At 44.4% G+C, this 24,632-nt stretch carries 23 protein-coding genes; 18 read left to right on the top strand and 5 right to left on the bottom strand.

All coding sequences use genetic code 11. The annotated features are described in order from the left end of the window. From rph to H5T88_04470, 4 genes are read right to left on the bottom strand one after another with little or no spacing between them, the layout of a single operon-like run. Window positions 1-741 carry a ribonuclease PH gene (rph, locus tag H5T88_04485; protein MBC7329598.1) on the bottom strand — a complete coding sequence of 247 codons (741 nt, stop codon included), beginning with the start codon at window positions 739-741 and terminating at the stop codon, window positions 1-3. A gap of 2 nt (window positions 742-743) precedes the next feature. Next, a complete protein-coding gene (gene murI / locus H5T88_04480) occupies window positions 744-1,538 on the bottom strand; it encodes a glutamate racemase (protein MBC7329597.1) in 795 nt (264 codons plus the stop codon). Beyond that, window positions 1,535-2,056, bottom strand: a complete 522-nt coding sequence (locus H5T88_04475) for a GerMN domain-containing protein (GenBank protein ID MBC7329596.1) — start codon at window positions 2,054-2,056, stop codon at window positions 1,535-1,537. Before H5T88_04475 ends, murI begins: the two co-directional genes overlap by 4 nt. After that, entirely contained in the window at window positions 2,053-3,558 is a 1,506-nt protein-coding gene (locus H5T88_04470; protein ID MBC7329595.1) for an N-acetylmuramoyl-L-alanine amidase, read from the bottom strand. Before H5T88_04470 ends, H5T88_04475 begins: the two co-directional genes overlap by 4 nt. A 97-nt stretch (window positions 3,559-3,655) precedes the next feature. On the opposite strand from H5T88_04470, the gene H5T88_04465 reads away from it, so the two are divergent. The 9 genes from H5T88_04465 (at window position 3,656) to gatB (ending at window position 14,860) form a co-directional block, all read left to right on the top strand. Then, on the top strand, window positions 3,656-5,485 hold the full coding sequence (locus tag H5T88_04465; protein MBC7329594.1) for an MBL fold metallo-hydrolase: 1,830 nt from the start codon (window positions 3,656-3,658) through the stop codon (window positions 5,483-5,485). Between the two features lie 36 nt (window positions 5,486-5,521). After that, the gene (locus H5T88_04460) at window positions 5,522-6,331 is read left to right on the top strand and encodes a polysaccharide deacetylase family protein (protein ID MBC7329593.1); all 810 of its coding nucleotides are present in this window, start codon (window positions 5,522-5,524) and stop codon (window positions 6,329-6,331) included. Next, window positions 6,319-7,602, top strand: a complete 1,284-nt coding sequence (locus H5T88_04455; protein ID MBC7329592.1) for a DegT/DnrJ/EryC1/StrS family aminotransferase — start codon at window positions 6,319-6,321, stop codon at window positions 7,600-7,602. Before H5T88_04460 ends, H5T88_04455 begins: the two co-directional genes overlap by 13 nt. Window positions 7,603-7,712: 110 nt before the next feature. Then, entirely contained in the window at window positions 7,713-8,528 is an 816-nt protein-coding gene (gene rfbD / locus H5T88_04450) for a dTDP-4-dehydrorhamnose reductase (protein ID MBC7329591.1), read from the top strand. A gap of 2 nt (window positions 8,529-8,530) precedes the next feature. Further along, window positions 8,531-11,314 carry an isoleucine--tRNA ligase gene (ileS, locus tag H5T88_04445; GenBank protein ID MBC7329590.1) on the top strand — a complete coding sequence of 928 codons (2,784 nt, stop codon included), beginning with the start codon at window positions 8,531-8,533 and terminating at the stop codon, window positions 11,312-11,314. Continuing rightward, window positions 11,263-11,751, top strand: a complete 489-nt coding sequence (gene lspA / locus H5T88_04440; protein ID MBC7329589.1) for a signal peptidase II — start codon at window positions 11,263-11,265, stop codon at window positions 11,749-11,751. Before ileS ends, lspA begins: the two co-directional genes overlap by 52 nt. After that, window positions 11,732-12,481 (top strand): prolipoprotein diacylglyceryl transferase, encoded by a 750-nt coding sequence (gene lgt / locus H5T88_04435; protein MBC7329588.1) that lies wholly within the window; start codon window positions 11,732-11,734, stop codon window positions 12,479-12,481. Before lspA ends, lgt begins: the two co-directional genes overlap by 20 nt. Continuing rightward, window positions 12,451-13,395: an RluA family pseudouridine synthase gene (locus H5T88_04430; GenBank protein MBC7329587.1), complete on the top strand. Its 945-nt coding sequence runs from the start codon at window positions 12,451-12,453 to the stop codon at window positions 13,393-13,395. Before lgt ends, H5T88_04430 begins: the two co-directional genes overlap by 31 nt. Before the next feature lie 16 nt (window positions 13,396-13,411). Beyond that, on the top strand, window positions 13,412-14,860 hold the full coding sequence (gene gatB / locus H5T88_04425) for an Asp-tRNA(Asn)/Glu-tRNA(Gln) amidotransferase subunit GatB (protein ID MBC7329586.1): 1,449 nt from the start codon (window positions 13,412-13,414) through the stop codon (window positions 14,858-14,860). Here gatB and H5T88_04420 read toward each other — a convergent pair. Beyond that, complete coding sequence (locus H5T88_04420; protein MBC7329585.1) at window positions 14,850-16,016, bottom strand: hypothetical protein; 1,167 nt, start codon at window positions 16,014-16,016, stop codon at window positions 14,850-14,852. The genes gatB and H5T88_04420 overlap by 11 nt on opposite strands. A gap of 56 nt (window positions 16,017-16,072) precedes the next feature. Between H5T88_04420 and H5T88_04415 the strand changes: the two genes are divergently transcribed. The 9 genes from H5T88_04415 to H5T88_04375 all read left to right on the top strand — a co-directional run bounded on the left by H5T88_04415 (window position 16,073) and on the right by H5T88_04375 (window position 24,628). Then, complete coding sequence (locus H5T88_04415) at window positions 16,073-17,026, top strand: Gfo/Idh/MocA family oxidoreductase (GenBank protein ID MBC7329584.1); 954 nt, start codon at window positions 16,073-16,075, stop codon at window positions 17,024-17,026. A 1-nt stretch (window position 17,027) separates the two neighbouring features. Beyond that, window positions 17,028-18,509 (top strand): SpoIID/LytB domain-containing protein, encoded by a 1,482-nt coding sequence (locus H5T88_04410; protein ID MBC7329583.1) that lies wholly within the window; start codon window positions 17,028-17,030, stop codon window positions 18,507-18,509. A gap of 15 nt (window positions 18,510-18,524) precedes the next feature. Further along, window positions 18,525-18,803: an HPr family phosphocarrier protein gene (locus tag H5T88_04405; GenBank protein ID MBC7329582.1), complete on the top strand. Its 279-nt coding sequence runs from the start codon at window positions 18,525-18,527 to the stop codon at window positions 18,801-18,803. Continuing rightward, window positions 18,790-20,355, top strand: coding sequence for a phosphoenolpyruvate--protein phosphotransferase (gene ptsP, locus H5T88_04400; protein ID MBC7329581.1), 1,566 nt, complete (start codon window positions 18,790-18,792; stop codon window positions 20,353-20,355). The genes H5T88_04405 and ptsP overlap by 14 nt, the downstream gene beginning before the upstream one ends. A 70-nt stretch (window positions 20,356-20,425) precedes the next feature. Then, window positions 20,426-21,037, top strand: coding sequence for a hypothetical protein (locus H5T88_04395; protein ID MBC7329580.1), 612 nt, complete (start codon window positions 20,426-20,428; stop codon window positions 21,035-21,037). Then, on the top strand, window positions 21,027-22,142 hold the full coding sequence (locus H5T88_04390) for a glycosyltransferase (GenBank protein MBC7329579.1): 1,116 nt from the start codon (window positions 21,027-21,029) through the stop codon (window positions 22,140-22,142). The genes H5T88_04395 and H5T88_04390 overlap by 11 nt, the downstream gene beginning before the upstream one ends. Further along, a complete protein-coding gene (waaF, locus tag H5T88_04385) occupies window positions 22,124-23,155 on the top strand; it encodes a lipopolysaccharide heptosyltransferase II (protein ID MBC7329578.1) in 1,032 nt (343 codons plus the stop codon). Before H5T88_04390 ends, waaF begins: the two co-directional genes overlap by 19 nt. After that, window positions 23,127-23,642 (top strand): hypothetical protein, encoded by a 516-nt coding sequence (locus H5T88_04380; GenBank protein MBC7329577.1) that lies wholly within the window; start codon window positions 23,127-23,129, stop codon window positions 23,640-23,642. Before waaF ends, H5T88_04380 begins: the two co-directional genes overlap by 29 nt. After that, window positions 23,639-24,628 (top strand): glycosyltransferase family 9 protein, encoded by a 990-nt coding sequence (locus H5T88_04375; GenBank protein ID MBC7329576.1) that lies wholly within the window; start codon window positions 23,639-23,641, stop codon window positions 24,626-24,628. The genes H5T88_04380 and H5T88_04375 overlap by 4 nt, the downstream gene beginning before the upstream one ends. Window positions 24,629-24,632 lie beyond the last annotated feature (4 nt).

Below are 24,632 nucleotides of genomic sequence, written 5' to 3'. Positions count from 1 at the left end.
TCAACCTCCTTTCTTCTCTAAGATATCCTTTAGAACCGCTTTTTGAAGGGCTATTATGTGAAGTATGGCCGGTCTCGCCATCTCCAAAAGACGGTCCAACTGCTCCTTGCTGAAAGGAACGCCCTCAGCTGTTGCCTGCAATTCAACTATCCTCCCTTTCTCCGTCATCACCACATTCATATCCACTGAAGCGGTGGAATCCTCTTCGAAACAGAGGTCTAACATCTCCTTCCCCATAACTATCCCAGCGCTTATTGAGGCTATGAAATCCAATATCGGGATGCTTTTCAGAACACCCATATTTCTGAGATAATCCATAGCCTCAACGACCGCCACAAAACCTGCGTTAACAGCAGCGCATCTCGTCCCTCCATCAGCAGTTAAAACATCGCAATCCACGGTGATGGTTCGCTCTCCCAACTTCTGAAGGTCAAAGGCTGCTCTCAAGCTCCTCCCTATCATCCTCCTTATCTCCATCACCCTACCGATGGGAAAGCTCTTTGAGCTCTCCCTCGGTATGCGAGTTCTTGTGGAGCGAGGGAGCATTCCATATTCAGCGGTTATCCAGCCGCTTCCCGAGCCGCGAAGGAATTGAGGGACCTTCTCATCCTCAATCGTTGCGGTGCAAATCAGCTTCGTATCTCCCTGTTCAATATAGCAGGAGCCCTCCGCATACTTGGACACGCCCCTCTTAAAGACGATAGGGCGCAGCTGGTCGTAGCTCCTTCCGTCAATTCTCAACATCAAAAACCTCCTTCAAAATCTTGGTGTTCAATCTCTATTATATCAATTCCCAAAAGAGAGGGCACAAATTTCCTCAGCGAGCTATCATCTCCCGAGACAAAGAAACGATGCTTTGGACAATCATCCGAGATAAGATTCTCTTTCTCCAATATCCTTTTTACCTCCCTCGCCAGTTCCTCAGCTGGGTCCAATATCTTTACCCCTCCCATTTCCTCCTCTATTATTCCCCTCACCAAGGGATAGTGTGTGCAACCCAAAACCAACGCCTCTACTCCCTTTCTCTTCAATCTTTTCAGGCAATCCCTAACGACAGAGCGAATCTCTGACTCAGGTGCAAAGCTCTCTATGAGGGAGACGAGTGGCGGGCAACTTGCCTGTAAAACTTTCATTTGAGGGTTTAAATTCTTTATTTCCCTTGGGAACATCCGCGTTTTCACCGTTCCCCTCGTAGCCAATACACCTATCCTCTCAAATGGTTGAGAAACCGCTAATCTCGCTCCCGCCTGCAAGACGCCGAGGATGGGGAGGGAGGGATAAATTCGCCGTGCCTTATCCAAAACGACGGCTGAGGAATAATTGCATGCTATCGCCAACAACTTGATTCCCCTGCTCACGAGAAATGAGATTATGCGGAGGGCAAAACCTTCAATTTCCTCTGGTGAATGCTCCCCATAGGGGAGGTTCTTCGTATCGGCAAAATAGAGAAAAGATTCGTTCGGCAGAATCTCGGATATAGCCTTAGCGACGGTTAGCCCACCTACTCCAGAGTCAAAAATACCTATCGGTTTATTCATCTCACTATTTCCCTATTCGGCTCCAAAGGCTCCATTATCTCAAGATGACCACCAAGGCTTTCTATGTTTTTCCCCTCTATCAATATCTGAACCCTCTTTATCCCGTTTATTGAGCAAGCTGTGTTAACAATGCCGTAAACGACGAGCATTTCGTTCGTAGAACCACCGAGGAAATTATCCTTCAGCTCCTTTGAGAAATTGAGATAGGCGGTATCCCCTTTGACCTCAGCGGAGATGAGCCGTGTCCCCCTGGGCAACGGGGAGGAAACGCCTCTCAAATAAGGCGGTGGATGTATTAAAAGCTCTATGGCTGAATTCAATGCATCTTCCTTCTCCACTTTCATCTTCACGGGGACGAGTGAAGGTCCTTTGGGAGAGGAAAAATCCGCAAGGTAAAGCACCACTTCCTGCCAGATTCTCCTTTCCCTAACAACCTTCTTAGCACGAATATAGAAAACCAGGCTCATGAAAACAACAAGAAGGATGATAAGGAAAACAAATTTTCTGTTGCTCTTCATCTCTCCCTCCCAAAGTATTGCTTCAATCCTTCAACGACCGCCTCGGCTATCTTCTGGCGAAAATCCTCGCTAGCCAAGAGCTTCTCTTCCTCAGGATTGGATATATAAGCTCCCTCTATCAGCACAGATGGACAGGGGGAGTTCTTTATCACATAAAATTCTCTCCTCCTTACCCCTCCATCGGGAAGTCCCAACTTGGAAATGAGCGCCTTATGAATGTATTGTGCCAACTCCAAGCTATCTTCTCGGAAATAATAGGTCTCCGTTCCCGTCCCCTTCGCATTTGGTAGGGCATTATTATGAATGCTTATGAATATATCCGCGTTCACTTGGGTGGCAAAATCCACCCTCCCTTGCAGAGAAACATACACATCTTCCTCTCGGGTAAGAAATACGTTCGGGAGAAGATTCTTTATCCTCTTAGCTATATCCAAGTTGATTTCCTTCTCCATCAGTCCACTTGTCCCTATCGCGCCACAATCTGAACCGCCGTGTCCAGGGTCTATAACGATTCTCAAATCTTCCAATTTCCTCAAATCCCTCTCGAAAAAGGAACCGAATTTAATCTCTATAAGCGAGGGCTTGCTTCTTATATCCACGCCAATCTCCCTCTCCAAATCAAATACCACCCTCACAGTAGGTGGATCGTTGGAGAATTGTGACCATCTAACCTGAGATATGGGAGGTAATGTCTCGGGACAGGAAAGAGAAGAGGAGAGATATGATGGCGTAATATCTATGGCGAGCCGGGGTGGATTCTTTAGGAGAAGGGTTTTGTATTCGCTGAGCTGGGTTAATCTCAAGGAGGCTACCACAGCCTCATCCACTTTTTTCAATTCAATTGCCTCCAACCCACTGCCCTTTCCCGAAAGAAGAGAGGGGAAGAAAATCTTTATCTGCTTTGAGGGAGAGGGAGAGAACTCCACTTTCGGTGGGGAAGGAGGAAGGTCTATAACGAATCTAACGATATCTGGGGATATTGCGTGCTGGGCTACTCTCATTTTTAAATTATCGCCTATCTCCTCCTCTATTTTAGCGGGGTAAAGATGGGCACCTTTGATATCAACAAATGCCCTCGGGGGATTGGAAAGGATGCCGGTTTCAAACGAAAGGGGAATAGGCAAGGTAATTTGAAAAGATAGGGCAGAGGGATTCCTCTCCCATATTATGTTCTCCCTTTTTAATTTAATCGCGATGTTCGCACATTTCCTTTCCCCATCCCACTTGCATGATAAGCTCTGAACGCATTTTAGCTCGTTGAGAGAGTAATAGTTTTTCCCTCCCCTCTTAACGGTTTTCAATTGTGAATTTCTCAAGAGAGGTGAAAGAGGAGATATATCAAGGGCGAGATAGACATCGTTGTTTTCAAGGAAATAATCAATATTATCAAATTGCCGTCCAAAAAGATATAAATTGCATTTCCCCTCTTTCTGGGGATATGAGAAGGACGAGAGTAAAAATATAAAGGCAAATAAAAAATGGAATGGCGACTGCTGGCTCATTCTTATTAATATTATACCGATACAGCTTTTCACTCGCAAGGTCACAGAGGAAATAGTTTTGACATTATGAATCCTTATCCTTATAACTTTCTACGAAATGAGCTCAAATTTTATTTCCTTCAATGAAAATCTTTCAGTTTTCCTGGGAGCCATAAATGTGGGAGTAATCAGAAACGGTTGGGAAGCCCTCTTAATAGATTTTGGGACTGGTGAGGTTCTTAAAATCTTGGGCAAATATGGGATAAAGAAGATAGATGGGGTTCTTTTCACCCATCATCACAGAGACCAAGCCCTTGGCGTTAAGGAAGCCCTTGAGAGAGGAACTTGGATAGCAGTTCCAGAAAAAGAGAGAAGTTTGTTTGAAGATGTGGAAAAATATTGGAACGACCCTACTAAAAGATACCATCTCTACTATTTTCGTCAAAATCTCCTCATAGCAGAGCCAATAAAAGTAGATTCGCCATTGAGAAGCGGAGAGGAAATCTCCTGGGGACCGGCGAAGATAACCGCTTTATCCACTCCCGGGCATACAGATGGAAGTATGAGCTTCATAGTGGAGGTAAAAGATGAGAAAATCGCATTCTGCGGCGATTTGATTTACGATAAAGGAAAAATATTTGATGTTTTCAGCTTACAAAAGGGTTTTGGGAATCTCACCGATTATCACGGCTTTATGTTTGCCTGGAGAAAAGTAATAGAAAGCCTTAGAGGGCTTCTTGAGATGGGAATCAAGGCTTTTGTTCCCTCGCACGGGAAGATAATCACTGAGCCAAAGGTAGCTGTGGACCTGCTTGAAGAAAGATTTAAGAAATGCTACGAGAATTATCTCTCAAGTTCAGCGCTTTGGCATTATTTCCCCCGTCTTCTTTCAGAACAAAGTCAAAAAGGACCTCTCGCCTCCGCACCTTTGAGGAAAACACCTCCTTTCCTCCTCCATATCGGAACCAGCTGGCTTATAATTAGCGATAAAAGAAGAGCCTTCATTTTGGATTGCGGAAGCGAAGATGCCATAAAAGAAATTGAAGCCCTGATTCAGGAAGGCAAGATTGATAAGGTAGACGGGCTTTGGATAACCCACATCCACGATGACCACACCGATGCAATTCCCCTACTCCGGCAAAGATTTTCCTGCGAAGTAATAGCGGAGGAATCCGTGGCTAAAGTCGTTTCCAATCCCAAAGCTTGGAAGCTTCCCTGCCTTTCTCCCAATCCTATCCAAATTGACAGGATTGTTAGGAATGGCGAATCCTGGCAATGGGAGGAATTCAAACTGACCGCTTATCATTTCCCTGGACAGACCCTTTATCATAGCGGCCTTTTAGTTGAAGGTAAAGGCAATCGCCTCTTTTTCTGCGGAGATTCCTTTACTCCCACAGGCTTGGACGATTACTGCGCCTACAACCGCAATTTCCTCTCGGAAAACGAAGGATACGATTACTGCTTGAGATTGTTGGAAGAGATAAAGCCAAAGCTTACATTCAACAGCCACATAGACACCCCCTTCTCCATTTCATCACAGGAGGTCGCTCTTTGGCGAAGGACCTTAAAGGAGCGAGAGAAACTAATGGGAGAGCTTCTCCCTTGGGAAAATCCAAATTTCGGCATAGACCCCTACTGGGCTTTCGCTTATCCCTATGAACTAGAGCTCTCTCCAGGGGAAACGGGAAATGTCAAGATAATCATAAAGAACCATTCTGCCCAGAGAATCAAATTCAAAATCAAACCTCGCTTCCCTCAAGAACTTGCCTGTGCTAATGTCTCCCAATGGGTTGAGAGAAAAATTGAAGGCAAGGAGGAAAGCTTCATTCTCCTTCCCTTCTCCATCCCTTTCCACATATCCCCTGGTCAATATGTTGTCCTCGTTGATGTTACGAGGAGAGAACAAGAGTTTCCTGCCCTCATAGAATTTATTTTAAGGATAAAATAATTTGATGGAATTTAGTTTTCTCTTATAATTAGACTGGTGAAAACTATGCCATATCTCCTTATAGGTTATGATGTTGAGGCGAACGAACCCGAAATCACGAAGAAGTTTCTGGATATCGCTTGGGAAGTGCATAATCGTTACTCCGCTCCCTGCACATTCTTTATCGTAGGAAGAACGCTTGAGATTGTGGGCGCAGAGGTTTTTAAGCCCTTCGTTAAAAGCTCTTTATTCGACCTCCAGCAACATACTTATTCCCATCTCCTCTTGAAAACTGTGTATATTGACGATGGGGAGAAGATTCAAATGGTGAGGGGTGGAACGCTTGAGCAAATAGAGGAAGATGTGAGCAAAGCTTCAAGGCTCTTAAAGGAAATGCTGGGAGTTGATTGCATCGGGTTAACGGGACCTTGGGGATATTATCGTGGGTTATGTGATAGACCCGATATATTGGAAATTCTCCATAAAATCGGCATAAGGTTCACCCGCACCTGGGCGAGGAATGAAAAGGATTATCAGCCCACTCCCTTTGAAGTTCAACCCTTCTGGTATGAGCACTCCGGCTTTCCCGATATATTGGAATGTCCAAATCAGGGATATCAAGATATCTACTGGTATTGGATTCACGGTGAGGATATGGAGGGGTACAAAAGATATCTTAAGGAATGTGCCGATTTGGTGAAGGAAAGGGATTACGCTTGGGGATACGGTGCACATGACCATACAGCGATAAAGGACCCCAAATTGTCACAAATTTCCTTTTTGATAGAATATGCATTAGAGAAAGGCATAGAGGTCAAATCCTATAAAGACTTTTACGAGGAGATGAGAAAGAAATGGCAAAGTTAGCTATTTGCGGAGGCGAACCCCTGATAAAGGAACCACTTGGTAAATCGTGGCCAATCTTTGGCGAAGAGGAGAGAAAGGAATTAATGGAGGTTCTGGATAGCGGGATATGGTGGTTTGGAGGATGGGGTTGGGATTATACCCATGAGGGATATTGGAAATCAAAGGTCGGTCAGTTTGAGAGAGCCTTTGCGGAATTTCAGGGAGCGAAATTCGGGGTAGCGGTCTGCAATGGAACAGTGGCTATAGAAGCTGCTCTCAAAGCGATTGGAGTGGAGGGAGGAGATGAAGTAATTGTCCCACCTGCAACCTTTATCGCCACAGTAACAGCTGTTTTAAGGGTCAACGCCATCCCCATTTTCGTGGATATTGACCCTCGCAATTACACCATAGACCCCAAAGCAGTTGAAGACGCTATCACTCCGAGAACGAAAGCTATAATACCAGTGGATGTAGGCGGTATGCCCTGCGATTACGATGCCCTAAACGAAATCGCCAAAAAGCACAACATCTATGTCATAGCGGACTGTGCCCATTCTCACGGCTCCCAATGGAAAGGTATAGGGACAGGCGCGGTCGCTGATGCGGGCACCTTCAGCTTTCAAATGGGAAAGACCTTAACCTGTGGGGAAGGTGGAATGGTAATAACAAACGATGAGGAGATTTATGAGAAAACCTTTGCCTATCACCACATAGGAAGGCTCCCTGGGAAAGGATTCTATGAGCATTATCTTCTCGGAACGAATTTGAGAATGACTGAATGGCAAGCTGCCATCGGCTTAGCTCAGCTCAAGAGATTCCCCGAGCAAATAGAGATAAGGGAACGAAATTCAAATTACCTTATAGAGCTTTTGAAGGAAGTTGAGGGTATAGAGCCGATATATCGCGACCCAAGGGTAACCCGCTGGTGTTTCTATTATTGGCATTTCAAATTCATATCAGAGAAGTGGGATGGTATATCCCGGGACAAGTTCCTCCAAGCGCTTTCCGCTGAAGGAATTCCTTGCTGGACAGGCCACATTGAACCGCTCTATAAAATGCCCCTCTTCAAAGAAGAGGGCTTCGGAAGAACTGGATGCCCAATAAAATGCCCACTTTACGGCAAGGAAATTGACTACTACAAGCTCTATCTTCCAGTTGTGGAAAAAGCGGCGAAGGAGGAAGCCTGCGCATTCCCTCATTCCATCTTCCTCGGTCCAAAAAGCGATATGGAGAAAATAGTAGAGGCTATTTTGAAGATAAGGAAGAATATAGATGAGCTGAGAAAGATTTAAAGCCTTCTCCTTGCCAATTTAATGATTTTCTGATATAAAATATCAAAAGCCATCATAATGTTTCTCCCCTTTCTAATGCCATGAGAATAATTTTGACAGGCGCAAAAGGAATGTTAGCTTCCGATATTCAGAAAGTCCTCTCGGATAAAGAGGAACTCATACCTTTATCCAAAGAGGACTTGGATGTTACGGATACAAAGAAGGTTTTAGATGTCTTTTCCTACCTGAAACCTGATGCGGTTATCCATTGCGCCGCCTTCACAAATGTGGACCAATGCGAACTTGAGCCGAATAAAGCCTATCTCGTTAACACAGTTGGAACCTGGGCGGTTGCCACCGCCTGCGCCCATCTTGATGCACTCCTTGTTTACATCAGCACGGATTATGTATTTGATGGCAGTAAGGGAAAGCCCTATGTTGAGATAGACGAGCCAAATCCAATAAATCAATATGGGAAATCAAAACTGGGTGGCGAGAAGATGGTCTCCATGCTCTTGAAACGCTTCTTCATCATCAGGACAGCGGCTTTATTCGGCGAGAAGGGGAAAAATTTTGTGACAACCATTTTGAATAAAGCGGGGGAAGGAAAACCTTTGGGCGTGGTTGCCGATCAGATTGTCTCCCCAACCTATACATACGATTTAGCCCAGGCAATCTCTCAGCTCATATATTCTCCTTTCTATGGCATTTATCATATAACTAACAGCGGAGAAACATCTTGGTTTAATTTCGCCCAGCGGATAGTTTCCCTCTCGGGATTGGACACAAAAATAAATCCCATAACTTCTTCGGAGTGGCCCAGCCCCGCTAAGCGTCCTCCCTATTCCGCCCTCCGTTCACTCTGCTGGGAAAGCTTCGGCTTTACCCCCCTTAGAAACTGGCAGGAAGCCCTTTCCGACTTCCTCTCCAAGATAGGAGGTGTATAGCTTTGGACTACAGCGAAACCCTCAACCTCCCCAAAACCCACTTCCCTATGAAAGCAAACCTCCCTATCAGGGAAATAGATTTTCAAAGAAAATGGGACGAGATGAAACTCTACGAAAAAATCCTCGCAAAAAGGGAGGGCAATCCTATCTTCATACTTCACGATGGACCCCCTTATTCCAACGGAGATATTCATATGGGGCACGCTCTTAATAAGATTCTCAAGGATATAATCGTTCGTTATAAGATGTTGAAGGGATTCTATGCCCCCTTCGTCCCCGGTTGGGATAATCACGGGATGCCGATTGAAAAGGAAGTGCAGGAGGAAATCCTTAAGGAGAAGATAGAGCCCAATATAATCCTCATTCGCCAGCGATGTCGTGCTTTTGCAGCTCACTTCATTGAGGTACAGAAAAAACAGTTCAAGCGATTGGGGATAATAGGTGATTGGGAAAATCCCTATCTGACAATGGATAACGAATACGAAGCTGAACTCGTGCGTATTTTCGGCGAACTTTATTTTAAAGGCTACATTTATCGCACATTAAAGCCTATTCTCTGGTGCTTCCATTGCAAAACCGCCCTCGCTGAGGCGGAGATAGAATATAAGGAGAAGGTCTCCCCCTCCATCTGGGTCGCATTTCCCTTGAAGGATGGCAAGGGAAAGGTTGAAGATGCTTATGCAATCATCTGGACAACCACGCCTTGGACAATCCCAGGAAATGTCGCCATAATGGTTCATCCTGATTTCCATTATCTCGTTGTGAATGTAAATGGTAAGAGATATGTTGTGGCTGAGGAATTGCTTGAGAAGGTTAGGGAGGAACTTGGATGGGGAGAAGCAAGGGTTGAGAAGAAATTAAAGGGACGAGAACTGGAAGGCGTTGTCTTCTCTCACCCCTTCTTCCCTCGTGAATCGCCCATCGTGCTCAGCGAATTCGTCACTTCGGAGCAGGGTTCAGGACTCGTGCATTCCGCTCCCGGACATGGTGAGGAAGACTACCTTGTTGGGAAGGCTTACAATCTCCCCATCCTCAGTCCAGTGAACGCAGATGGGGTGTTCACTGAGGAAGCGGGAGAATTCGCTGGTCTCCCTGTAATGGGAGAGGGTAATCAGGCTGTTATAAGGGTTTTGGAGGAAAGAGGGCTTCTTCTCAAGTCAGGCGAGATAACTCACGAGTATCCTCACTGTTGGAGATGTAAAAATCCCCTGATATTCAGAGCCACTATCCAGTGGTTTATGAACATAGACCATCAAGGGCACAGGGAAAAATGCCTTCAAGAAATAGAGAAAACCCGCTGGATTCCTCCCCAAATGATTAACCGCATTTATAACATGGTGAAAACTCGCCCCGATTGGTGTCTATCCCGCCAGAGGGCTTGGGGCGTTGGGATACCCGCATTTTACTGTGAGAATTGCGGAGAGGTAATCATCACCCCAAAAACTGTGGAGAGAGTTTACAATCTAATCAAGGAAAAGGGTTCCGATGCTTGGTTTGAGCTGCCGCCAGAGGAAATTCTGCCTGAGGGGTTTACCTGTCCCAAGTGTGGAGCTTCCTCATTCCGAAAGGAAAAGGATATACTTGATGTTTGGTTTGATTCAGGCTCCAGCCACCTATGCGTTTTGGAAAAAAGAAAGGGACACCGCTGGCCAGCAGACATATACCTTGAGGGCTCAGACCAACATAGGGGATGGTTCAACTCTTCTCTTATGATAGCCGTCGCCATCAAGGGGCAAGCTCCTTATAAGACAGTGATAACGAATGGATGGGTGTTGGATGCGGAGGGACATCCGATGCATAAAAGCTTGGGGAATGTGATATCTCCTCTGGAAGTTGTGGAGCGGTTCGGCGCAGATGTCCTTAGGCTATGGATATCCTCCCTCAATTGCACGGAAGATGTGCATATGTCATTTGAAATCGTTGGGCAGGTTGCTGAATCCTACCGCAAGATAAGAAACACAATCAGATTCATATTGGGCAATCTCTACGACTTCAATCCCGCCAATCCTCTTCCCTACGAACGCTTGGTGAGTTTGGATAAGTTTATGCTGTCAAAATTGCAGAGGTTGGTATCCGCTATCACTGATGCCTATGAGCAATTCCAATTCCATAGAGTTTACCATATGGTTTTGGATTTTTGCGTCAATTGGCTCTCCGCGTTTTATCTTGATATCCTCAAGGACCGCCTTTACATATATCCACCCAACTCTTTTGAACGCCTATCAGCACAAACTACCCTTTTTCAAATTGCCCAGACAATGATAACCATCCTCGCGCCCATAATGCCACATACATCTGAAGAAGCGTTCCAAAATCTTCCGAATTGGGAGGGGAAACCAGAAAGCGTTCACCTTATGGATTGGCCCTCTGTAAAAGAGGTGTTTATCAACGAGGAATTGGAGAGGAATTGGGACAGGATATTGAATTTGAGAAGGAAAATCTACAAACAGATAGAGGAAGAACGAGCGAAGGGGCTCATCTCTAATCCCTTGGAGGCGAGTGTGGAGGTATACTTGCCGGAGGAAGATTATCAGGTCTTGAAGATTGTGGATAGCAAGCTTTCCGATATATTGATAACATCTTCGGCGAGTTACCATCTCCTTTCCGAAGCCCCTGAGGAAAGCAAAGAGGTTGAGGGCATAAAGGTTGTGATATCAAAGGCAAAGGGAGAAAAATGCGCTCGCTGTTGGCAGATAAAGGAAAGCGTGGGAAAGGACCAGGAGTATCCAGATTTATGCGAGAGATGTGCCTCCATCTTGCGGGACAGAAAGATAAAACCTTGCTGAAAATTGCCCTTGCCCTCTCAGCCTTTATCATCGACCAAGTTAGCAAGATTTGGGCTTTGAAGAACTGTCCATCCGGCATCTCCGTTCCCCTAATTCCTCGCTTCCTCTACCTAACTCTAACCGAAAATAAAGGGATTGCTTTCGGAGCGCTCTCCGCTTTCAATTCCCTCTTCCTCTCCCTCCTCAGCTTAACTATTGTCATTCTGCTTGTTTATTTCTGGCGAGAGCATTCACCTTATCTTTATTTAATCGTTGGAGGGGCATTGGGAAATATCCTTGATAGAATCAGGCTTGGTTATGTGGTCGACTTCATCCATATCCGCTTTTGGCCAGTTTTCAATATCGCGGATATCTGCATCTTATTAGGCGTTATACTCACACTTATATCCACTTTGAGGAAAAAGGGAGGAAAGGAAGATGTATCCGATAATATTTAAAATTGGTCCCTTAGCGGTGCGTTCCTGGGGCACTATGCTATTGATTGGCTTTATCCTCGGTTATTGGTTGGCGATAAAAAGGGCGGAAAAATACTCAATTTCCAAATCCGCCATCTTGGATTTGGCTCTTTACCTCCTCTTAGCCGGGATAATAGGTGGAAGATTCGTTTATGTCCTACTCAATTTGCGTTTTTACTTCCATAACCCAATTCAAATAATAGCGATTTGGAACGGCGGACTCTCCTTCTATGGCTCTCTTGGAGCGGGTGTCCTCACCGCAATCATCTTCGCCAGGCGTAGAAATGTAAACTTTTGGCAATTAGCCGACCTACTTACCCCTTCCCTTACTCTCGGCTATGCATTCGGACGTATAGGCTGTTTCCTCAACGGCTGTTGCTACGGTGTCCCCACCAGCCTTCCCATCGGAGTCAAATTCCCCACCGTCTTTCCTCCGGAACCACGTCATCCCGTTCAGCTCTACGCCTTCGCAGCTAACATCCTCTTCATGTTCCTCCTTTTGTGGTATGACAAAAGAAAAAGCGCTGCTGGACAAACCTTTGCTCTCTATATGATGCTATACGCTTTCTACCGTTCCCTCGCGGAAATCCTGAGAAAAGGGGCAACTGCCGAGATTCTCCTTGATGGAATCACGCAAGGTCAGATGGCGAGTTTAGTCCTTTTCATAATCGGTGTCTGCCTTTGGCTGAGATTGAAAAGGGAGAAAACATAAAGGTTATCGGAAAAGATAAGGGGAAGAGGTTAGACGTGTATTTGAGCGAATGCCTCTACCCCCGCCTATCTCGCAGTCGAATAGAGCAATTGATTAAACAAGGAAATGTTTTCGTTGATGGAAGAAATGTCAAGCCCTCTTATAAGCTTAAAGGAGGCGAGGAAATAGAAGTGATAATTCCCCCACCTCCTCCCCTTGAGATAAAACCGGAGAAGATAGACATAAATATTCTGTACGAAGACGAATTTTTAGCGGTTGTGGAGAAACCTTTCGGAATGCTTACCCATCCAGTGGGTAATAAAAGGAGCGGAACCCTCGTTAATGCTCTTCTTTCCCGCTTCAACCTTTCCTCAATTGGCTCTCCCCTGCGTCCCGGTATCGTCCACCGCTTGGATAGAGATACTGGCGGGCTCTTGATAGTAGCCAAGACCGACCCCGCTCACCTCAAGCTCGCTAAAATGATAAGAGAGAAGCAGATTGATAGACGCTACATCGCCCTTGTTCACAAGGAATTCCCTTATGAGGAAAAAATAGTTGATATGCCGCTTATGAGAGTTCCCCATAGCGATAAAGTGATAGTCCACAAAAGAGGCAAAGAGGCAAAGACTATGCTGAGGAGAATAAAGAATTATAAGGGATTCTCTTTATTGGAAGCTATTTTGTATACTGGTAGAACACATCAAGTGCGTGTCCATTGCGCCTTTTTAGGACATCCCATAGTAGGAGACCAGCTCTACGCACCGAAACACAGCTACTCCCCTGAAATGCGAAATCTTCTCAAGGAATTAAATGGGCAGGCGCTTTTCGCCTATTATCTTTCCTTCCTCCATCCTTTCAAAAACGAACATTTAACCTTCAATTCCCCTCTTCCTCAATCCTTCCAAAATCTGCTAAAATATATAGAGAGTCTCTGAAAAAAGGAGGAGATGTATGCCAAGATATCTTCCCGTTATCGGAATGGAGGTCCACGCCGAGCTCCTCACAACAACGAAGATGTTTTGCCGCTGCCCGACTAAATTCGGGGAAGCCCCCAATACCCAGACCTGTCCAATCTGCCTTGGATTTCCCGGGGTCCTTCCCGTGACCAATAAGAAAGCTGTGGAGTTCACTATTATGACTGCTTTAGCCTTAAACTGCCAAATTGCTCCTCTTGCTAAGTTCGCGAGGAAGAATTATTTTTATCCCGATTTACCAAAGAACTACCAAATCAGCCAATACGAACTCCCCATAGGTAAAGAGGGAACTTTGGAAATAGAGGTTGGTGGGAGGAAGAAAGTCATACGCATAAGAAGAGTGCATTTAGAGGAAGACACTGGTAGGCTAATCCATGTAGGCGATAAGAGCTACATAGATTTCAATCGCTCAGGCGTCCCCTTGATGGAGATAGTGACAGAGCCAGACATCAACTCCCCTGAGGAAGCGAAGGAGTATATGGAGCGACTTCGCCTCCTTTTGCAGTATCTCGGCGTCTGCGATGGAAAGATGGAGGAGGGTTCTTTAAGATGCGAGCCGAATATATCTCTTTACGATTTGGAAACAAATACTTGGGGAACGAAGGTTGAGATAAAGAACTTGGGCTCAATAAGAGCGGTCGCAGAAGCATTGGAATACGAGATAAATCGCCAATTGAAGATATTGGGAGCAGGAGGAAAGATTGAACAGGAAACGAGAGGATGGAATGAGGAGAAGAAGGAGACCTTCTCAATGCGAGGCAAGGAGGAAGCTCACGATTATCGCTACTTCCCAGAGCCCGATATCCCTCCCATAGTCGTGAGCGAGGAATGGTTGGAGGAAATAAAGAAAAGAATTCCCGAGCTACCAGCAAATAAGGAGGAAAGGTTCGTGCGGGAGATGGGTCTATCAAAAGAGGAAGCCCACATCCTCGTCCTTTCTCTCCCTTTGTCAAAAATTTTTGAGGAAGCTGTTTCCCTTTATCCCTATCCTAAAAAGATAGCTAACTGGCTGATATCTGACTTTCAAGGAATCCTAAATACTGAGAAGAAGAGCATAGAGGAAGTGCCTTTCAAAGCTGGATTGTTAGTGGAGATGCTCAAGCTGATGGACGACGGGATAATAAGTATAAAAATTGCCAAAGATATCTTCCCGGAAGTGGTTTTGAAGGGGACTCCGCCAAAAGAGATTATAGAAAAGAGGGGCTTATTACAGATAACGGATGAAGCGGAGATAAGGAAAGTGGTGGAGGCAGTGATTAAAGAGGAAACGGACGCAGTTGAGCAATATCTAAAAGGCAAGGAGAAGGCAATGGGATATCTTATGGGGCAGATAATGAGGAAAACAAAGGGGAAAGCCAATCCATCCCTTGCCTCCAAAATACTCAAAGACGAATTGGAGAAAGTGAAATCCGCCTCTAATAACTAAAGAGTTTATCCTGTAAGGAACGCCATAAGTCAAGCGTTTCTGAGGCGCTTTCCCCTCCTCTATTCATCTGCAGAATTAACCCCCTCTTGCTCTTCAGGGGCGACAGGATTCTCTTAAAATAATCCTCCAAACTCTCCTTTTCCCTTCTCGGAATATAACCGACATAAAACTTTCCCTTTGAGGTTATCTTCTCCATCGTCTTCTCGTAATCGTATTTCTCTGGATTTCCGAAATTCAATCCCTTCACCTCTTCCAACTCCAAATACATATCCAAAAGATGATTACCATCTCCACAAAAATGTACCCACCCTCCACCAAAGGGAGCAAGCGCCCTCTTTATGTATGGGAGAGAAAACTCCTTGAAGAGAGAGGGAGAGAGATTGACGGAGGAATCGTCGCAAAGACGCACTCCTCCTCCGCTCATATAAAGCGTTCCATGATAGCCAGAGCAAAAGGGCTCGCCAACTATTTCCTTGAATATCTTCGTTGCTTCAATATAGAGTTGCGTTGATATATCTAAAAGATGATGTGCGGCTTCGGGGTCATCGTATAAGTCAAAGTAGATTTGATGCCCTCTTATTAAATGGGCGATATCAAATGGCCCCTGAGTGTCAAAGCAATATATATGGATTCCCTCGGGAAGAACGCTTTTGAAGTATTGGAGATATTCAATAATAAATGGCATAAGCCCTCTCTGCCTGATATCGGATGGCATTTCTAACCTTAATATCTCTTCCTTTGAGAGATTGCCAATAAACCAGGGCATCTGGTCGTCTTGCGGGAACACAGCACGCAGACCGAAAACGCTGGGAAGGATTCCCACCCCCATATTAACCCTTATGCACAATTGGGCATCGCTGTGAGTTTTAGCTATCCCAACCAAGCCTTTCAACTGCTCAAGCAACATCTTTTCCTTATCGTAAAACTGCTCCTTAAGGGTCCAGTGTTTAAATCCCTTCAGCTCTGGGGTATTCCAATCGCTCAAAATTATCGGAAGATAGTCAGGCTCTCTATTCTCCCAAATAGCGGATTGCCTCTCTTTTCCCTGCTCAATGGCATTGAAATCCGCTATATTGAGGATTATATCAACCACTTTCTCAAAATCATTCAAATTGGACATAGTCTCATCGTTTGAATAAATTTGGTTTGTTTTCATTATAACAATGAATTAAAATAGAGTAAGCAAAATTTCAGATAGGAGGCGATTAATTTATGAAACTGCGATTTGGAATTATAGGAGCGGGAGGAATGGGCAGGCTCCATTCCAAGAATCTGCTCAGAATAGAGGATACGGAGATAGCCTGGGTAGCGGATGTCAATCCAGAAGCAGGGAAACGGTTAGCACAGGAGGTGGGCTCTGAATTCGTCAAAGGTTGGGAAAAGCATCTTGATAAGGTAGATGCGGTGATTATCTGCACTCCTCCATTTGTCCATTGCAGAGAGATAGTTCGCTCTGCCTCGGAGGGAAAGCACATATTTGTTGAGAAGCCGCTCGCCCTCACGATGCGCCAGGCGGATAGAATCGTTAAAGCCGTTCAAGAAAACAACGTGCAATTGATGGTCGGCTATGTCCTGCGCTTCTTCCCATCCTTCAAAGCCTTAAAGGAGATTTTAGCTAGCGGAAGGATAGGAGAGCTTGTTGTGGCTTGGATAAACAGGATGGGCGGTCTTCCCAGAACATCTTGGCTATTTGACCCCAAGAAGAGTGGCGGAATGACGGTTGAGTTCAATACCCACGATATAGATTTCCTTCTTTGGCTGGGAGGGAAACCCTCAAAGGTTTATGGAAAAACCCTCAAATCGACCCCCGATTTGACGATTGAGGATAATGTATGGGCAATAATTGATTTTCCAAAGGGGATAGGCGTTCTCGGTTCCTCCTGGTCAAACCCGCTCGGTTTTTCAGCAGTGGGAATAATCGGGACAAGGGGCGTCGTAATTATGAAGGATTACGGAAAAGTTATCCTTAAAGAAGGCGACAAGGACCCAGAGGAATATCCTTTACCACAAGATGTTGACCCCTATTATGAAGAGCTTCTTTATTTCGTCAATTGCATAAGGGAGGGAAAACCAGTGGAGATAGATGCCGAGGTAGGCAAAAACGCCCTTCAGGTCTGCCTCGCTGTGCAGAATTCCTCCAAGAGAGGGACGGTGATCAGGCTATAATTTGAGGAAGATTTTCCCACTTTTACTCTTTTTTGCCAGCTTTTGCCTACCTTTAACCGTTAGAGTTGAGATAGCCAAGGGATGGAGCAATTTGTCCATCTCTTCTGATACCCCCTTCTCCTTCATTAATGCCTCTACTGGGGAGATAATAAACTCATCCCTTACTAATCTATCCATTGCCTTCCTTCGGAGGTCCGTTAGGAATTATTGCCTCAAAATCGTCTGCCCTAACGAAATAGAAGCATCCTACTTGACTAAGGAAGCGCAAAGATTGGGCTACGAGGTGAAAAGAAACGGAAGGGAAGCTTTCATTAGATTTGCAACGGATTCCGCAAGAAAGGGATTTCTTGAGAGGGTTAAAAATTATCGGTTAGACATCCTCACTTTTGAGGAGGATAAATTGGAAGCACGGATTGAAGTGGATTCAGGAGAAGGGAAAATGGTCTTGCCAGCCACTTCTTGTCTCCGAATAGTCCCAAATAGCGAATCGGAGAATTCCCTGCTGAAAATCTCTTTGGGCAAAGGAGGGAAAGCAAAAAGATATAGAGGGGTGTTGGAAATCCGCACAAACAAGGATTTCCTTCCAATTTTGATAAATGAATTGGATTTGGAGGATTATCTCAAAGGTGTCTTGCCCGCTGAGATACCACAAGATTTTCCTGCAGAATGCTTGAAGGCACAAGCCATAATCGCCCGCACCTATGCCATTTACTCATTGGGTCGCCATAAGGCGGAAGGATTTGACCTCTGCAGCTCCCGTCATTGCCAGGTTTATCTCTGCTACGAATACGAAAAGGAAAAATTAAATAAAGCTATTGAGGATACGAAAGGAATAATTATAACCTATAACGGGAAACCTGCTTTAACCCCTTTCCATTCCTCATGCGGAGGGATAACGGAAGATGGAAGCGTATGGGGAATAGCCCTTCCCTATCTAAAATCAAGGATTGATGGTTCAAGCTCCTATGACCTCTCCAACGAGGAAAATCTTAAAAAGTTTTTAAAAGCAAAGGATTTCAATTGCCAATCGGCTACCAATTTTCGTTGGGTTCGCGAGTACGGGGAAGATGAATTGCAGAAGATTTTCTCTCGCTCCCTTCCAATTCTTCTTAATAATCCCGATTTCAAGTTGGGGAAAATAAAAGATATAAGAGTTAAGAAAAGGACGGCTTCTGGAAGGGTGAATTCGCTAATTATAGAAACCGAAGATAACGAAATAAGATTGGAAGGGGAATCCATTCGCTGGGCATTTGGCAATGGTCAAATTGCCTCTGAGGGAAGTTTGCCAAGCCTCCTGTTTTACATTGAGAAACAAAGCATAGGGGGAAAGAATTTATTTAAGATTATAGGTGGTGGCTCCGGACATGGGATAGGTTTCTGCCAATGGGGAGGTGGAGGTTTGGCAAGGAAGGGCTACAATTACTCTCAAATCATTTATTTTTATTTTCCTGGGGTGAACTTGAAAAAGCTTGAGGGAAAATGATAAAATAAATTTAAAATGTTGAAGGCTAAATTGAGATTGACTAGAGAAGATGGACTCCATGCAAGACCCGCCGCTCAGCTCGTGGCTTTAGCCCTAAAATACCCCAAGCTGGAGATAATTCTGGAGAAGGACGGCAGAGAAGTGAACGGTAAGAGCTTGAGCGCCATTTTAACCCTTCAAGGCGAGATGGGTGATGTCATAAGCTTTCGGATAAGTGGTGAAGGTGAGGAAGAATTTTGGGAAAATCTCAAACAAACGATACAAGGGGAGATATTGGAGATTGAAAAGGATTAAATGCCTCCCTGCGTCGCCGGGATTTGCGATAGGTAAAGCATACCTACTATCGCAAAAGGATTCCTTCTCCCTTAAGGTGAAGGGCGAGGAAGCCTTGCTCCTTCTTGAAAAAGCCAAGAGCAAATTGAGGGAGAATCTGCAATTGGATAGCGAAAAAGTGGGAGAGGAGGAAGGCGATATATTCTTTTCCCATATGCTTCTCCTTGAGGACCCTGAGATATGGGGTAAGGTAAACGAAAAGATAGAGGATGGGAAAAGCCTTGGCGAAGCTTTAAACGAAGTAGAGGACGAAGTTGTCTCTTTATTTGAATCCCTTCACGACGAGAGATTCAGAAGCCGAGCGGATGATATAAAGGATGTAATGCGAAGGATAAAGGAAGTTATAATTGGGAACGAGTTATTAATTCCTGAGGACTCAATAATAGTAAGCGAGGAAATACTGCCATCCCATATAGTGGAATTTGAAAGATGGAAGCCAAAGGGATTCATAAGTTCAGCGGGGAGTCCTTTTTCACACAGCGCCATCCTAGCAAGAGCGAAAGGAATTCCAATGTTAACATCTTGCCAACGGATTACGGAAATAGTCCGCAATGGAGAAATGTTGATTTTGGATGGAGAGAAAGGGGAAGTCATAATCGAACCATCCGATAGGCTTCAAAAAATCTATATGGAAAAGGAAGCACTGCGACAAAAAGAAGAGAGAGAAGCAATTGCCAAGAGGCATTTGCCAGCGATAACGAAGGAAGGGAAAAGAATCGTCGTTTATGCCAATGTGGGAAATCCCGAGGAAATTGAGGAAGCAAAGAAGATGGGAGCGGATGGGATAGGGATTTTCCGCACGGAATTCCTTCTTTTCCAGGGCGAGGATGCCCTTAGAAAAGAAACCCATTTGAGGGTTTATAGGATGGCGGGGAAGGTTTTCCATCCCAAACCAGTGCATATAAGGCTCTTTGATATCGGAGCTGATAAGCCATTCCAGTTCCTAAATCTTCCCAATGAGCCCAATCCCGCGCTTGGACTCCGAGGAATAAGGTTGCTCCTCAAGAGAAAGGAACTTCTCTACCCACAATTGGAGGCGATAATAGAAGCTCACGAAGAGTACCCAAATATTTCCATTATTTTGCCTATGGTTTCCTTCCCTGAGGAAGTAAAAGAGATAAAAGAGTTAGTGGGAGAAATCCCGGTGGGTATAATGGTTGAAACGCCAGCTTGTGCCCTTTGCCTTTCCAAGATGGCTAAATTCTGCGATTTCTTCAGCATCGGAACAAATGACCTCCTCCAATATACTCTCGCGGTTGACAGAGCGGGAAAAGATGTGAGCGAACTCTACAATCCCGCTCACCCTTCCCTTTGGCGGTTAATCAAAATCGCTGTAAAGGAAGCTAAGAGATATGGAAAGGAGATAGGGGTTTGCGGTGAAATCGCCGGTGAACGAACGTTTATACCGAGGCTGATAAGAATTGGCGTTGAACATTTAAGCGTTTCCCCCCGCTTCGTGCCAATAGTTAAGGAGATAATAAGGTCCCTCAACTTCCGCTATGCAGAAGATTAAAATCCTGCATATAATCCAATTTCTTCATTACGGCGGTATGGAACGCCTTATTGTAAATTTGTCAAGGCGAATGGATAGGAGCAAATTTGAAATCTCCGTATGCCTCCTTGAACCCTTTAGAGATGCCTCCTTTTCCGATAGACCTGTTTATATCATCCACAACGCCTTTGACCCAGAAGATTTCCCATCAGATGTAGAAATTGACAATGTATTTACACTGCTATTCGCTGGCTCAATATATGGGGGAACATGGATGGATGTTATTTTATCCAAACTTACTGAATATCCGGAGCTCAAAGAACTTTTCAAACTCTGTCCATGGACCTCTCATAGCGTTGTCGTGCGAGAGGAACTTAGAGCTACCTACCTTTTGCTCCCTTTAGAATTTAACGAATCCGACTGGTATTTTTATTCAGGCAAGCTCTTTGAATATATGGGGGCAAGACGTCCTATTCTAAGCATTGGCTCAAAATACAACCTCGCTGGGAAATTGATTGAAAAACTTGGAATAGGGACAAATTGTGAAACGGCAGAAGAAGTAGAGGAGTTCTTGTTGAGGGCATTAAAGAACTTTTACATTGAACACAAAATAGAAAAGATAGAATGGGAGAAGGTCAAGGAATTCAGTTGGGAAAATCAAGCGAGGAAAATCGGAGAAATCCTGGAAAAACATGCCCAATAAAAAAATTCGTCTCCTCCAAATCATCCCCTCCCTGGACATTGGTGGTGCTCAGAGGTTTCTCGTTGATTTATGCAAGAATTTTGACAAGGAAAAATTTGAAATAGCGGTCTGCGTCTTGGTAAGGAAGACGCATTCCTTCCTGGAATCCGAATTAAGACGAAATCGCATCCCTATGTTCTTCCTCAATCTCCGCTGGACATTCCACCCCTTAACCATTTCCCGTCTCACGAATCTCTTTAAATCATTTAAACCCGATGTCATCCACACCCATTTAAGAGCTATTCGCTATGTCCTCATCCCCTCACACCTTGCCCGTATTCCAGTCCACATCCACACAATCCACAACTTAGCTAAATACGATACATCCTTTTTCTTCAGAGGCTTAAACCGGATGGCGTTCAAATATCTCAATGTAATACCGGTCAGCATTTCAAAGGAAGTAGCGCGCTCGGTTAAAGCAACTTATGGAGTTGACTCTGTTGTTATTTACAACGGGATTCCCTCAAGGGAATATTTCAGGGATAGAAGGAAAGGTGATAATCTAATCAAGATTTTGAACATAGGAAAGTTCAAAAAAGCCAAGAACCATCTTCTCCTCGTGGAAGCATTCTCCAAAGCTGTTAAAGAAATGCCCAATCTAAGACTTCATTTAGTAGGAGATGGGAGTTTGAGGAGAAAAGTGGAAAATAGAGTTAAAAAGCTTGGATTGGAAGAGAAAGTTTTCTTTTGGGGTTGGCGTTCCGATATACCAGAGATTTTAGCAGATTGCGATATCTTCGCTTTGTCATCAGACTGGGAGGGTTTTGGAATCGTTCTAATAGAAGCAATGGCGAGCGGAAAACCAATTGTAGCTACCGATGTAGGAGGAATACCAGAAGTGGTTGAAGATGAAATCACGGGGATTCTCGTTCCTCCTCGCGATCCCGAAGCCCTTGCAAATGCGATTTTGCGATTGGCGAAAGACGAGAAGTTAAGAAAAGAGTTTGGTGAAAGAGGCAGGGAGAAAGCTATAAAAGAGTTTGATATAAAAATCGCTGTAAAAAATTACGAGAGGGTTTATCTTCAAAATCTTGAGATGAGGCAAAGATGGAAAAATTCCTTATAATCAGGATGAGCTCTCTCGGAGATGTAATCTTGTCAACCCCTGTTCCTCAGGCGATAGAGGAGGAAGCTCCCGATGCTTTCATCTGCTGGCTTGTGGAGGAAAGAAACGCCTCCATCCTCAAAAACAACCTTTATATAGATGAGCTCGTTGTTTCAAGGAAAAGCATCAAGGGAATTTTGAGCGCGTTAATTGAGTTGAGAAAAAGGAAATGGGGTATGTGTCTTGACCTTCAATCCCTGTTCAAATCCGCCATATTCGCTTTTCTTAGTGGAGCCAAAAAGAGAATAGGAAAGGAAAAAGTGGAAAGAGGTTCCCACATATTCTATGATTCTTGCGTTCCCAATGTTCCTTTCTTTCACGCAGTTGAGAATAATTTGCTCGCCGCTTATGTTGCTTTAGATATTTCAAATCGCAACAGGATGAATATAGAGAGCAATATTCTCAAGGTCAAGAAGAAGGCTTTGGTTCTCAAGCCTAAAATTTATCTAACCGATGAAGAACGAAGAAGGGCAGAGAAGTCATTGAATACCGAAAAACCGATAGTAGCTCTCTGTCCCGGAACGACTTGGGATTCCAAGAGATGGCTTCCTGAACGATGGGCAAGAGTAGGAGATGCTCTTATGGAAGATGGTTTCCAAGTCGTTTTCATAGGTGGAAAACAAGATGTTTTTCATACACGAGATATAATAAGATATATGAAGCATCGCCCGATTGATTTAACGGGAAAAACGAGTTTAAGAGAAGCAGCAGCGGTGTTGGAGAAGTCGTTGTTGGCGATTTCGGTTGATTCAGGTGCTATGCATATGGCCTCAGCGGTAGATACTCCTGTAATCGCCCTCTTCGGTCCCACGAACCCTAAAATACAGGGACCGTATGGAGAGAAAAACGAAGTTCTTTATAAGAAATTGCACTGTAGTCCCTGCAGAAAGAGAATTTGCCACCATAAAGAATGTATGAAATTGATAACGGAGGAGGAAGTAATTGATGGGGCCAGGCTCAAACTCTCAATTTAGCAAAAAGAAAGTTCTTTTCATTGCTGCCCATTGGTTTAATGGTGGTATGGAAAGAAGTTTAAAGGCGATAATTGAAAACATGTCTCCTGAATGGGAGCGTGAACTTGCGATTTTAAGAAGGATAAGGACGAAAATCGAAGAAGAGAAAATGGGAGGATTCCCCTATCCTAAAAACTCAATGATAACTCTCATAGAGGCAGGAACAATTATCACTATTTTCCTCTCTTTGATTAAATTGTTCAAAGAAAGACAGCCTCACATCATCTCCACTCATATAACTCCAAGTGGCGCCAGGCGGAATGCACCTCCACAATATTTAACTCATTCGTCGAAGGAACCTCTAAAGCTCGCCCTTCAACGAGTTGGATTCCCCTTTGCTCGCATTTATCTCCTACTAGCAGGTGCGTGGGAATCGTTTTTAGCTGCTATTTTACCTTCCAAGATTGAAGACTTATATTGGCGGCTTTGGAAAAGAAAATTGGCATGAAAAGGATTTTAGTATTAAACCAGAATTTCATCGGGGACGTCATCTTCACTCTTCCCGCTATAAAGACCCTGAAGGAGGGCTACCAAACCACTCCTATAGATGTCGTGCTAGGAGCCAACGGCGCAGAGGTATTGAAGAAAAATCCTTGGATAGATTCGATATTCGTTCGCCCGAAAAGAGTGGAAGAGAAAAGAGAATTGTTAAAACAAATAAAGACGAGAAATTATGATATGTGCTTATCTTTTTCCTCAAAATCCGTGGAATTAGCTCTCCTTTCTTTTCTGAGTGGATGCAAAAGGCGCTTTGGTTTCTTCAATCCTGCAACCTTTCTTTTCTATAATTTTACGATAAAGGAAAACCCTGAAGACCATTGCGTCTTAGATTATGTCAAGCTGGCGATTGCAGCTGGAGGGAGAAAATCAACCTTAATCCCCGAGATTTTTCTATCGGAAGAAGAAACTAATAGGGCAAGGGAATTGGCTGATGCACTTACAAAAGAAGCTAACGAGCCAATCTTTGGTATCCTTCTCGGAGGGAGCACCACATTTAAGAGATGGCACCTACCTACCTTAAACGAACTTCTTAATATGCTCAAAGCAAAGGGGAATGTTTTTTTATTCGGAGGAACAGAATTTGAGGAGCTTGGTAGGACCTTAGAACAGGAAAAAATTCATAACTTAGCTGGACACCTTTCCCTACGAGAATCCATAGCTCTGCTCAAATTTTGCTCTGTTTTCGTTGGTCAGGATAGTGGACTCACTCACATAGCTGCTTGTTTGGGAGTGCCGACTTTGGGCATCTATACCGCAACCGACCCTAAAAGAACTTCTCCGCTTGGCGCAAAGGTTCGTGTGCTTTATAAACCAATTTCTTGTTCTCCTTGCTGGAGTAAAAAGAAATGCAGGAAACCAATATGCCTCAAGACACTAAACGCCAAGGAAATAGGCGAAGAAATTGAAAAATTGATGGTGATGGAAAATGAATAAACCA

This window comes from bacterium (assembly GCA_014360495.1).
Taxonomy (GTDB): domain Bacteria; phylum Armatimonadota; class JACIXR01; order JACIXR01; family JACIXR01; genus JACIXR01.
This window is presented reverse-complemented; position numbering and strand designations above follow the sequence as displayed.